General features: G+C 67.6%; 12 protein-coding genes and 1 tRNA gene. 5 read left to right on the top strand and 8 right to left on the bottom strand.

All coding sequences use genetic code 11. From position 1 onward, the window contains the following. The first annotated feature begins 23 nt into the window (after nt 1-23). Genes EJC47_RS06165 through cobS form a run of 4 tightly spaced genes read left to right on the top strand, consistent with a single transcriptional unit; the run spans nt 24 to nt 2,726 of the window. Complete coding sequence (locus EJC47_RS06165; protein ID WP_033966163.1) at nt 24-431, top strand: DUF1636 domain-containing protein; 408 nt, start codon at nt 24-26, stop codon at nt 429-431. After that, nucleotides 428-1,444, top strand: a complete 1,017-nt coding sequence (gene cobT, locus EJC47_RS06160) for a nicotinate-nucleotide--dimethylbenzimidazole phosphoribosyltransferase (protein WP_126846055.1) — start codon at nt 428-430, stop codon at nt 1,442-1,444. Before EJC47_RS06165 ends, cobT begins: the two co-directional genes overlap by 4 nt. After that, the gene (locus tag EJC47_RS06155; protein WP_126846053.1) at nt 1,441-2,010 is read left to right on the top strand and encodes a histidine phosphatase family protein; all 570 of its coding nucleotides are present in this window, start codon (nt 1,441-1,443) and stop codon (nt 2,008-2,010) included. Before cobT ends, EJC47_RS06155 begins: the two co-directional genes overlap by 4 nt. Next, nucleotides 2,007-2,726: an adenosylcobinamide-GDP ribazoletransferase gene (gene cobS / locus EJC47_RS06150; RefSeq protein WP_126846050.1), complete on the top strand. Its 720-nt coding sequence runs from the start codon at nt 2,007-2,009 to the stop codon at nt 2,724-2,726. Before EJC47_RS06155 ends, cobS begins: the two co-directional genes overlap by 4 nt. On the opposite strand, the gene EJC47_RS06145 is transcribed toward cobS, so the two are convergent. The 3 genes from EJC47_RS06145 to EJC47_RS06135 are packed head-to-tail and all read right to left on the bottom strand — an operon-like array spanning nt 2,706 to nt 6,077. Further along, complete coding sequence (locus EJC47_RS06145) at nt 2,706-4,166, bottom strand: cobyric acid synthase (protein WP_126846048.1); 1,461 nt, start codon at nt 4,164-4,166, stop codon at nt 2,706-2,708. The two genes, cobS and EJC47_RS06145, sit on opposite strands and share 21 nt — an antisense overlap. Beyond that, the gene (gene cbiB / locus EJC47_RS06140; RefSeq protein WP_260591489.1) at nt 4,154-5,095 is read right to left on the bottom strand and encodes an adenosylcobinamide-phosphate synthase CbiB; all 942 of its coding nucleotides are present in this window, start codon (nt 5,093-5,095) and stop codon (nt 4,154-4,156) included. Before cbiB ends, EJC47_RS06145 begins: the two co-directional genes overlap by 13 nt. Further along, entirely contained in the window at nt 5,088-6,077 is a 990-nt protein-coding gene (locus tag EJC47_RS06135; protein WP_126846045.1) for an aminotransferase class I/II-fold pyridoxal phosphate-dependent enzyme, read from the bottom strand. The genes cbiB and EJC47_RS06135 overlap by 8 nt, the downstream gene beginning before the upstream one ends. Before the next feature lie 105 nt (nt 6,078-6,182). Between EJC47_RS06135 and cobU the strand changes: the two genes are divergently transcribed. Continuing rightward, nucleotides 6,183-6,704 (top strand): bifunctional adenosylcobinamide kinase/adenosylcobinamide-phosphate guanylyltransferase, encoded by a 522-nt coding sequence (gene cobU, locus EJC47_RS06130; protein WP_126846043.1) that lies wholly within the window; start codon nt 6,183-6,185, stop codon nt 6,702-6,704. A gap of 12 nt (nt 6,705-6,716) precedes the next feature. Here the strand turns inward: cobU and EJC47_RS06125 are convergent. The 5 genes from EJC47_RS06125 to EJC47_RS06105 form a co-directional block, all read right to left on the bottom strand. Continuing rightward, nucleotides 6,717-6,792 (bottom strand) — tRNA-Val (locus EJC47_RS06125). A gap of 84 nt (nt 6,793-6,876) precedes the next feature. After that, nucleotides 6,877-7,842, bottom strand: coding sequence for a hypothetical protein (locus tag EJC47_RS06120; protein WP_126846041.1), 966 nt, complete (start codon nt 7,840-7,842; stop codon nt 6,877-6,879). Between the two features lie 151 nt (nt 7,843-7,993). Continuing rightward, nucleotides 7,994-8,965, bottom strand: a complete 972-nt coding sequence (locus tag EJC47_RS06115) for a hypothetical protein (protein WP_126846039.1) — start codon at nt 8,963-8,965, stop codon at nt 7,994-7,996. 53 nt (nt 8,966-9,018) lie between these two features. Further along, entirely contained in the window at nt 9,019-10,479 is a 1,461-nt protein-coding gene (locus EJC47_RS06110) for an NAD(P)(+) transhydrogenase (Re/Si-specific) subunit beta (protein ID WP_126846037.1), read from the bottom strand. A gap of 109 nt (nt 10,480-10,588) precedes the next feature. Beyond that, entirely contained in the window at nt 10,589-10,900 is a 312-nt protein-coding gene (locus tag EJC47_RS06105; RefSeq protein ID WP_033965836.1) for an NAD(P) transhydrogenase subunit alpha, read from the bottom strand. Between the last annotated feature and the right edge of the window lie 14 nt (nt 10,901-10,914).

Here is a 10,914-nt window from a genome sequence, read left to right as displayed (position 1 = left end):
CCAACAGAAAAGGCCCGTCCCTAATGCTGACCCCCGTGGAGGATGGCCCCGCCATCGTCGCCTGCAACACCTGTCGCCACAGCGCCGATGCGAAAGAGGATGCGGTCGGCCTGCGCGGCGGCGCGCGGCTGGTCGCGGCGTTACGCGAAGCACAGGCTGGTGACCCACGCTATGCAGGCATCGCCGTGCAGGAAATGCCGTGCCTGTTCGCCTGTGCCGAATTCTGCACCGTGCATCTGCGCGCGCCGGGCAAGGTCGGCTATGTGCTGGGCCGGTTCACGCCGGATGCCGATGCCGCAACCGCCTTGCTCGACTACGCGCTGGCCTATGCCGAGAGCGAGCATGGCCGCGTGCCCTTCAAAGAGTGGCCGCAGGGCGTGAAGGGGCATTTCATCACCCGCACGCCACCGCCGGGCTTTGTCGCGCAATGAGCGGTTTTGCCACACCCGCCGCGTTCGATGCCGCGCTGGCCGATTTGCCCACACCCGATAGGGCGGCGACAGACGCTGCGCGCGCGCGGCAAGCGGCATTGACCAAGCCACCGGGGTCGCTCGGTCGTCTGGAGGATCTCGCGCTGTTCATGGCTGGATGGCAAGGGACCGCACGACCGCGCATCACCTGCGGCCGCGCCGCCATTTTCGCGGGCAATCACGGCTTTGTCGTCCACGGCGTCAGCGCCTTTCCCGCCAGCGTGACGGAGGCAATGGTCGCCAATTTCGCAAAGGGCGGCGCGGCGATCAATGCCCTGGCGGCGGCGGCGGGGCTGGAGCTTTCGGTGGTCGCGCTGGAGCTCGATCGTCCGACGGCTGATTTCACGCAAAGCCCCGCAATGACGGAGGACGAATGCCTGGCCGCGCTGTCCGCCGGGGCCGCAGTGGTCACGCCGGAGCTCGATTTGTTGGTGGTCGGCGAGATGGGCATCGGCAACACCACCGCCGCCGCCGCCCTGTGCGCGCGCAGCTTCGGGGGTGCGGCGGCGGACTGGGTCGGGCCGGGAACCGGTGTCGACCCGACCGGCATCGCCCGCAAGGTCGCGGTGGTCGGACGCGCGCTGGCGTTCCACGCGGGGGCACCGCGCACCCCCTTTGAAACGTTGCGACGACTGGGCGGGCGCGAAATCGCCGCGATTGCGGGTGCCATACTTGCCGCGCGGCGGCAGCGCGTGCCGGTGGTGCTCGATGGTTTTATCACCTGCGCGGCGCTGGCACCGCTGGCCGTGCACGCGCCTGCCATCACCGATCACTGCATCGCCGGGCACCGTTCGGCCGAGCCGGGGCATGTCCGCCTTCTCGGCCAATTGGGACTGGAGCCGCTCCTGTCGCTCGGGATGCGGCTGGGTGAGGGCAGCGGCGGCGCGGTGGCCGTGTCGGTCATCCGCAGCGCGCTCGCCGCGCATAACGGCATGGCGACCTTTGCCGAGGCGGGGGTGGCGGAGGCGTTGTGAGCAGCTTCGTCCTGCATCTCCTGCGGCATGGCGAGCCGGAAGGCGCGGGGCGCTTGATCGGCCACACCGACGCGACCCCGCTGCCGCCTGGCATCGCCGCGTGCGTGGCGCAGGCGCGCGAGCTGGATGTCACGGTGCTGATCGCATCGGACCTGTCGCGCGCCCGGCGTGCGGGCGCGGCAATTTCGGCGATGAGAGGGATCCCGCTAGTGATCGATCCGCGTTGGCGCGAATTGGACTTCGGGCAGTGGGACGGCCTGCCCCCCAACGCAGTGGACGGTGCCGCGCTCTCGCGCTTTTGGGACGATCCCGATGGCTGCGCGCCGCCGGCGGGCGAGCGCTGGTCCGATCTCGTCGGGCGGGTGGCGCGGGCGCTGGCCGATCTGGCGGCGGCTCCAACTCTGGTGGTGACGCACGCCGGGGCGATGCGGGCGGCGCTGGCGGTGCTGTGCGGCTTCGATTCCCGCCAGAGCTGGGCAATCGATCTGCCATATGCCAGCCTGTTGTCGGTGCGCGTGTGGCCCGGTGAAACGCGCGCTGCGCAGATCATTGGCCTGCGCCCATGAAAAGCCTGCTCGTTGCGATCCAGTTCCTCACCCGGCTGCCCACCCCGCGCGTGGTGGCGAGCGAACGCGATTTTGCCCGATCGATGCGCTGGTTCCCCGCCGTCGGGCTGATCGTCGGGGCGCTGGTCGCGGGCGCGGCGGGGCTGGGCGCGCAGCTGGATGGCTGGGTGGCGGCGCTGGCGGCGGTAACGGTGTGGGTGGGGGTGACCGGGGCGCTGCATCTCGATGGGCTGGCGGACCTCGCCGATGGCTGCGGGGCTGCGCACAAGGATCGCGCCCGCTTGCTGGCGGTGATGGCGGATCCGCATGTCGGCAGCTTCGGCGTGGTCGTGATCGTGCTGCAATTGCTCGCCAAGCTGGTGCTGGTCCACGCCCTGATCGCGGCGGGCGATGTTTTCCCTGCGTTGATCCTGCTGCCCTTTGCCGCGCGCATCGGGCCGCTGGTGTGGGCGCTGTGGCTGCCGCCGCTGCATGCAGGGCTTGGCGCGCGCTTCGTCGAGCATGTGCGCATATCGCACATCGTCGGATGGTCCGTCCTGCTCGCGGCCAGCGCCGTGGCGGTGCCCGCGATCCTGCTCGTGCTGCCGTTGATTGGCCTGTGGGGCCTGTGGTTGCGGCGAACGCTGGGTGGTGTTTCGGGCGATTGCCACGGCGCGGGGATCGAACTCGTCGAAACCGGGTTACTGGTCGCGATCTTAGTCCTGCGCCATCTGTGACATCGCGACCAGCGCGTCGATGTCGAGATGGATTTCGAGCAAAGCGGCAATTTCGTCCAGTGCCCGGTCAACCGCCGCGTGCTGGTCGATGCCACGGCCCGTCCCCCCGATGCGCGCGAGCCATGCCGCGCGCTGACCGGCAAGATCGAGCAGACCATGGACGTAGCTGCCCGCGATGCGCCCGTCGGCGCTGATCGCACCGTCGCTCCGTCCATCGGCCATGCGGGCAACCGGGCGAGCGGTATCGGGGCCCGTGGTTTCGCCCATATGAATTTCGTAGCCCTGGAACGGCGTACCAAACGCAGTGCCATTCACCCGCTCCAATGTCTTGCGCCCGGCAAGAACGGTATCGACCTTCAACAGGCCCAGCCCGGCCACGCGGCCGGACGGACCTTCGACCCCGTGTGGATCGCTGATCGTGTCGCCCAGCATTTGATACCCGCCGCACAGGCCCAGCACATGGCCACCGCGCCGGTAGTGCGCCAGAATATCGATGTCCCATCCTTCGGCGCGTAGGAAAGCAAGGTCGGCGATGGTCGCCTTCGACCCGGCCAACACCACCATAGCGGCTTCCACCGGGATTGGCTGTCCGGGCGCGATCATCCGCACCTCCACATCCGGCTCCAGTTTCAGCGGATCGAGATCGTCGAAATTGGCGATGCGCGGCGTGATCGGGCAAGCGATGACGATTCGCTGTTGTTCGCTGACGACCGGGCGTTCGAGAATGACCGCATCCTCGCTCGGCAAGCGCGCTGCCGGGGCGAGCCACGGCACCACGCCGAAGCCGCGCCAGCCCGCCAGTTGCTCGATCTGGCGATAGCCGTCTTCGAACAGGGCCGGATCGCCGCGAAACTTGTTGATCAGAAATCCCCGGATCATCGCCGCGTCGTCGGGGTCGATCACCGCGCGCGTGCCGACGATCGCCGCAATCACGCCACCGCGATCAATATCGCCGACCAGCACCACCGGCACCCCGGCGGCGCGCGCAAACCCCATATTGGCGATGTCGCCGCTGCGCAGGTTGATCTCGGCGGGCGACCCCGCCCCCTCCACCACCACCACATCACATTCGGCGCGCAGCCGGCGATAGCTCGCCAGCACATCCTCCAGCAGGGCACCGCGCGCTTGCCGGTAATTGCCTGGGCGCAAGGTGCCGCGCACTTGGCCATGGACGATCAATTGCGAGGTATGGTCGGCCTGCGGTTTCAGGAGAACCGGGTTCATGTCGGTGGTGGGCTCGGTGCGGCAGGCAATCGCCTGGGTCGCCTGCGCCCGCCCGATCTCGCCACCATCGGCGGTAACGGCAGCGTTGTTCGACATATTCTGCGGCTTGAACGGACGCACACGCAACCCGCGATTGGCAAGCGCGCGGCACAGCCCCGCCACCAGCACCGATTTGCCGACATCCGAGCCGGTCCCCTGCAACATTACAGCGCCCATGCCAGCCCTCCCGCGATTGCCCACAGCAACAGGCACGCCCGGCGATAGATCGTCAGCCCCCGGCGAATGTCGACGGCCCCCGCATCGCTGCGCCCGTGCGCGCCGATCCAGGGCTTGTCGTGCAGAACGCCATCATACCAGACCGGGCCGACCAGCCGCAGATCAAGCGCGCCCGCCATTGCCGCCTCGGTCCAGCCGGCATTAGGGGAGGCGTGCTTGCCCGCATCGCGCGCCATCGTCCGCCACCCTTTGCCTGCGGCAAAGCAAATCGCGATCCCGGCAAGGCGCGCCGGGATCAGGTTCGCCACATCATCGATCCGCGCCGCCGCCCAGCCGAACGCGCGCCAGCGCGGCTCGCGATGGCCTATCATGCTGTCGGCGGTGTTGATCGCCTTGTACATCCACACACCCGGCAGCTCCAACGCGAGCAACCAGAACAACGGCGCGGCAACGCCGTCGCAAAAGCTTTCCGCCAGGCTTTCGATCGCGGCACGGCTGACCCCGGCGGCATCGAGGGCGTCAGGATCGCGCCCCACGATCCGTCCGACCGCAGCGCGCGCTGCGGGCAGGTCGCCTTGCTCTAGCGCCTCTGCGACCGCGCGGACATGCTCCTCCAGGCTGCGCTGCGCCAGCGCGGGAAAGGCGAGCAGCGCGCACACCAGCCACCCGACTGGGCCAAGCCCCTCCAGCACCGCGCGTTGCAGCAACCAGCTTGCCCCGCCGACCGTCCCGATCAGCAGCGCCATCGTGAGAACCCCGAGCGCCCGGCGCGCCGCAAAGGAACGGTCGGGCCGGTTCCATGCCTGTTCACACGCGTCCAGGATTCGGGCGAACAGCCCGATCGGATGACCGATCCGCCGGTACAGCCAGGCGGGCCACCCGATCGCCGCATCCAGGGCCAGCGCCACCAGCGCGACCGGCTCAGCCACCGGCCAGGGCCCGATCGAGACGCGCGAGATCCGCGTGCGATGCGGGCACACCCAGCCGCAACCAGCGCGGATCATAGTCGAACGGTCGCGTCAGGATACCGACGCGCGCCAAGCGGTCGAACAGCGCGCTCGCCTCGCACGCCACCAGCCGGAACTGCGGCGAAGCGCCGATCGGCTCCAGTCCGTGGCGGCGCAACACCCGGTCCAGCGCCGCTGCCCGCTCGAACAGGGCGGCGCGGGTGCTGGCGATCCAGCCGCTGTCACCATAAGCAGCCGTGCCAATCGCGATCGCGGCGGCGGAGAGCGGCCAACTGCCGACCGTCGCGCGCCAACGTGCGATCATCGCGGCTGGCCCCACGGCAAAGCCCAAACGCACGCCCGCCAGACCGAAGAACTTGCCAAACGAGCGCATGACCAACACGGGCTCGGTCCCGTCCAGCAACGGCACGATACTGCCGCCGTCCTGCGCATCGATGAACGCCTCATCGACCACCAGCCACCCCCCGCTGCGCGCGAGCACCGCCGCCAGCGCCATCACATCGGCAGGCGCAAGCAAGCGCCCATCGGGGTTGGACGGGTTGGCCAGCACGATCGTGCCGCCCTGCCCCGCCAGCTCGATCGCGGCGTCGAAGGAGACGGGGAGGCTCCCCGGCAACGCTTCGGCATGGGTGCGATACCCCGGCCAGACATGGCGGAAGGGCGCGGGCAGGCCAAGCGTCGCCAAACCGCGCAAGCCGAATTCGGTGCCGGGCAGCGCCAGAACCTGCGGCCCCCGCGCTCCGAAATAGGCCGTGGCGACCGCTTCAAGCTGACGAAGCGCGGCGTCATCCGGCAAACGCGCCCAGTCGAAGGTCAGCGCGTCGGCCCCCGGCCACGGCTCTGGATTGATCCCGGTCGACAGATCCAGCCACGGTGTCGGCGCGTCGCGGTAATGAAGCTGCGCTTCCGCAAGCCGACCGCCATGTATGGTCCATTCCCGCAAGCGTACAGTATCCCGTCGTCTGGCCCCACCCGCGCTCGATCGAACGGTGCAGAGTGCCGCGTCCGCGCTATAGGGCAACGCGACTCTGTTGGAACCGCCAAAGCGATGTCGATTGCATTCACACGGACACAATTGATCCTGGGCGGCGCGCGCTCCGGCAAAAGTGCCTTTGCCCAGCGCCAGGCGGAAGGCCTGCCGGGGGCGCTGCTCTATGTGGCCACCGCGCAAGCGCTCGATGGCGAGATGGACGATCGCATCGCGCGGCATCGCGCCGAGCGTGGTGCGCGCTGGCAAACGCTCGAGGTGCCGCTCGCGCTGGCCGAGGCGATTGCCGCGCACAGTCGCCCCGAAACCGTCCTGCTGATCGATTGCCTGACGCTATGGGCGTCCAACCTGTTGTTCGCAGAGGCTGATCTGACCTCGGCAATCGACGACCTCACCGCCGCCATCGCCGCTGCGCCGGGGAAAATCCTGCTCGTATCGAATGAAGTCGGCCTTGGCATCGTGCCCGACAATGCGCTCGCGCGCCGCTTTCGCGATATGGCGGGCACGATCAACCAGGCAATCGCACGCACCGTCGATTCGGTGGTGTTCGTCGCCGCCGGTTTGCCGTTGGTGCTGAAATAGCCGTGCAGGGCGTGGTGGGCGATGACGGGCTCGAACCGCCGACATTCTCGGTGTAAACGAGACGCTCTACCAACTGAGCTAATCGCCCGCGAACCCGCTTGCGGGAACGAAGAAGCGCCCTGTGCCATCACCGGGCCGACACTGCAAGCCTCTGCGCCGACACGAAGCGCAATTACGCGATCGGCGCGCCGATCCGTTGCACCGCCCCAAAATAGGCGCGCATCGCCGCACTTGCGCGGGCGGACAGCGCCATAAAGGCGCGGCGGCGATCGAACGGGTCGGGCTGGCGCTCGAACAGCCCGGCATCGGTCAGCTTGGCGATCCAGCGCAACGCGGTGGTCGGCGCAACCGCTGCGGCAATGCAGAGGCTGGAGACCGAAACCTGCGACCGCTCCAGCTCGGCGGCGAACAGGTCGAGCAGCATGTCCCATGCCGGATCCTCGAACAGCCCGCTCCCGAAATGCTGGTCGCGCATGCGCCGCGCGCGGATCGCATCGCGAATGTCGCGCGCGGCGATGGGGCTGGCAGCGGCAGGGGCAGGCCCGCCGCGATAGGACATGCCATGTTCGCCGACATGGCCGCTTTCGCGCGCGGGCAGGTCGGTCGCTTCGCCGGTCAAGCGGGCGAGCGTTTCGGCAATGCGCGCGACCTGTTCGTGCAATTGCCGCAACCGCTCGGCCTCCGCCTCGCGCCCGCTGTCGCGCACGCCGCCGGTGCCGCCCCCCGCCACAAACGACGCCGCGACATATTCGGCAAGGCTCGGCGCGCACAACAATTCGATCCCTGGCGTCGCGAGCGCGGCGGAAATGAGATCGATCTGCTCGAAATCCAGCGCGACGATCACCCGCTGCCCCGCACCGCGGGCGAAGGCGTCGAGCTGCGGCAGGACGGGTGCAAGCTGCGCCTCGCTAACCCCACGGGTCTCCGCCAGGACGATCCCGACCGACCCGGCATGCTCCAAACGCTCGGTCGCGCCGTGCCAGTCGGTCCACGCCCAGCGTTCCCCGCGCACGGCGTCGCACACCTCCGCCACCACCGCGCGCCGATCGTCCGCGACGATCGCCAGAATGTCCGGGGCCTGTCTTCTTACTCCGCCGATCGGAAACGCCCCGCCTGTCGCTTGCCCGTCTTTGTCCATCGCTGCCGCTCCGCTACGCCGGGCTAGGGCCGCGGCTGAGTACGCAAAGTACGTATTTCCCAAAGGCGGAACAGCGAAAGCCGCGCCGTTTCGGCAGCGAAAGGTACGCGAATGCGTGTCTTTGCTCCGCAATGGAGCAAAGCCGCGTCGTTCATTCGTAGACGGCACCGATGTCGGCAAAGGCATCGTCGCGCAATGCGGTCGTCGCCGCGCCCGCCACGCCCGCCGCCAGCGTGATCCACAACGTCATCAGCACCGCGCCGAGCACCCAACCCACCACGGTCAGGCCGGTAATCGCGCCGAATTGCTGCTCCATCTGGTGGCGCTGCGCCGCCTGCACCGCCTCGGGCCGGAAGCCGCCCTGTGCCATCTCCGCAATGTAGCTGCCCTGGGTAAGCCCAAGCAAAACCACCGACACCACGGTCACGATCAGGCCAACGACGAGATAGGCAGCGAACAGCGTCCAGAACCGCCCCTTGGTCAGGTTCCACGATTCGCCGATCATGATCTTGCCGCGCTGCATCGTCAGCGCGAAGGCGAGCGAGAAGCGCACATAGAAATAGATCAGTACCGCAAAGGCGGCGAGGCCGAGCAGGATGAACACCGGCACCATCGCCCCGCGCGCGGCAACCGCCACCACCCCGCCGACCAGGCCAACTACCAGCGCCAGCACCAGATACAGCAGGAAGAAGCCGACCCACAGCAGCAACGCCACCAGCAGCATGCGCACTTCGTCCATGCTCAGGCGCAGATAGGCGAAGCGCCCCTCGCCCGGCCGCAACGCTGCGCGCAGGCCCGCCGTATAGAGCACCAGCAGCCCGATCATCAGCATAAGGTAGACGCCGAACATCTGGCTCATATGGGCCATCATCAGCGCGGGATCGCGCGCGACGCCGGTCGTCTGCGCCGTCACCGTCTCAGCCCCCACCCCTGCCAGTATCTGGCGCATCGCCAGCACCACCAGCACGTTCATCACCAGATACAGCAAGGCCCAGGCCGAAACCGCGGCAATGCGCTCGCGGATCAGGCGAAACCCACCGGCGACAATGCCGCCGACCGTCACGCCATTTGCCGTCCGCCCGTCATAGCTCGCGCCCTCATATGCCGCGCCATTCGTCGCCATCGCTCAGCCCCCATTTGCGTGTTCGATCAGCAGGTTGAGCGGATCAGCCCGGCTTAGTCCAGCGATTTGACGATCTCTTCAACCATCTTCTTGGCATCGCCCAGCAGCATCATGGTGTTGTCCATATAGAACACGTCATTATCGACCCCGGCATAGCCGACCCCGCCCATCGAGCGCTTGATGAACAGCACGGTCTTGGCCTTGCCGACATCGAGCACGGGCATCCCGTAAATCGGCGAGGTCTTGTCGGTCTTGGCCGCCGGGTTGGTCACGTCGTTCGCGCCGATCACGAAAGCGACATCGGTCTGCGCGAATTCGCTGTTAATGTCCTCCAGCTCGAACACATCGTCATAGGGCACGTTCGCTTCGGCCAGCAGCACGTTCATATGCCCCGGCATACGCCCGGCGACGGGGTGGATGGCATATTTCACGCGCACGCCATGCGCCTTCAATTTGTCGCCCATTTCGCGCAAAGCGTGCTGCGCCTGGCTCACCGCCATGCCGTATCCCGGCACGATGATGACCTGTTCGGCCTGTTCGAGCAGGAAGGCGGCGTCCTCGGCCGATCCGCGCTTCCACGGCCGCTGTTCCTTGGGCGCGCCGCCCGCCGTCGCGGTTTCGCCGCCAAAGCCGCCCGCGATCACGCTGAGGAAGCTGCGGTTCATCGCCTTGCACATGATATAGCTGAGGATCGCGCCCGACGACCCGACCAGCGCGCCGGTGATGATCATCGCCGTATTGTGCAGCGTGAAGCCCATCGCCGCCGCCGCCCAGCCCGAATAGGAGTTCAGCATCGACACCACGACCGGCATATCCGCCCCGCCGATCGGCACGATCAGCAGGAAGCCGATCGCGAAGCTCAGCACCGTGATCGTCCAGAACACCCACGCGCTCTGGTCGACGGTGAAATAGGCGACCAGCCCCAGGATCGCGGCGAGCACGCCGAGGTTGATCACATGGCGGCCCGGCAGCAGGATCGGCGCCCCGCCCATATTGCCGTTGAGTTTCAGGAAGGCGATGACCGAGCCCGAAAAGGTGATCGCGCCGATCGCGACGCCCAGCCCCATTTCGATGCGGCTTTGCGCGAAGATCACGCCGCCCTCGGCAATGCCGAACGCACCCGGATTGAGGAACGCCGCGCACGCCACCAGCACCGCCGCCAGACCGACCAGCGAGTGGAAGGCGGCGACAAGCTGCGGCATGTCGGTCATCGCGATCTTGCGCGCCGTGGTGATGCCGATCGCCGCGCCGATGCCGATTGCTGCGAGGATTTCGATCAATGTCAGGCCGTCAACGTGCGCGATGAAGCCCAATTGACCGAAGTCTTGATAATCTTTGAAAGGCACATGCGTCACCAGCGTCGTCACCACCGCAATGGTCATGCCGATGATGCCCATGCGGTTGCCGCGCTGGCTCGTCGCCGGGCTGGACAGCCCGCGCAGCGCGAGGATGAAGCACACCCCCGCGACGAGGTAAGCGAGCGATGCCCAGGGATTGACCGTTATCTGTTCCACTTGCCTTCAACCCCTTACCGTCACCCCGGCCTTGTGCCGGGGTCCACCGCGCCATCAGCCCCGGCGTCAGTGGATGAGTGGACCCCGGCATAAAGCCGGGGTGACGAAATCAATGTTTGGCGGCCGCACTCGGCACCTTCTTCTTGTACATCGCCAGCATCCGCGCGGTGACGGCGAAGCCACCGAAGATGTTGACGCTCGCCAGCACCACCGCGAGCAGCCCGAGCCATTTCGACGTCGCCCCGCCCTCACCGATCCCGGCCGCCGCCGCCGCGATCAGCGCCCCGACGATGATCACCGAGGAAATCGCGTTGGTCACCGCCATCAACGGCGTGTGTAGGGCGGGGGTGACCGACCAGACGACATAATAGCCGACGAAACAGGCCATCACGAAGATCGAAAGGATCGAGATAAAGTCCATGGCCGATCAGAACC

This window comes from Sphingomonas sp. TF3 (genome assembly GCF_003985085.1).
GTDB lineage: Bacteria > Pseudomonadota > Alphaproteobacteria > Sphingomonadales > Sphingomonadaceae > Sphingomonas.
Note: the sequence above shows the minus strand (reverse complement) of the source record. Positions and strands in the feature narration are given on the sequence as shown.

What these genes read in the sequence shown, in the direction of transcription:
- EJC47_RS06165 (WP_033966163.1), top strand. Translation starts at nt 24, where the DNA reads ATGCTGACCCCCGTGGAGGATGGCCCCGCCATCGTCGCCTGCAACACC.
- cobT (WP_126846055.1), top strand. Translation starts at nt 428, where the DNA reads ATGAGCGGTTTTGCCACACCCGCCGCGTTCGATGCCGCGCTGGCCGAT.
- cobS (WP_126846050.1), top strand. Translation starts at nt 2,007, where the DNA reads ATGAAAAGCCTGCTCGTTGCGATCCAGTTCCTCACCCGGCTGCCCACC.
- EJC47_RS06145 (WP_126846048.1), bottom strand. Translation starts at nt 4,166, where the DNA reads ATGGGCGCTGTAATGTTGCAGGGGACCGGCTCGGATGTCGGCAAATCG.
- cobU (WP_126846043.1), top strand. Translation starts at nt 6,183, where the DNA reads ATGTCGATTGCATTCACACGGACACAATTGATCCTGGGCGGCGCGCGC.
- EJC47_RS06120 (WP_126846041.1), bottom strand. Translation starts at nt 7,842, where the DNA reads ATGGACAAAGACGGGCAAGCGACAGGCGGGGCGTTTCCGATCGGCGGA.
- EJC47_RS06115 (WP_126846039.1), bottom strand. Translation starts at nt 8,965, where the DNA reads ATGGCGACGAATGGCGCGGCATATGAGGGCGCGAGCTATGACGGGCGG.
- EJC47_RS06105 (WP_033965836.1), bottom strand. Translation starts at nt 10,900, where the DNA reads ATGGACTTTATCTCGATCCTTTCGATCTTCGTGATGGCCTGTTTCGTC.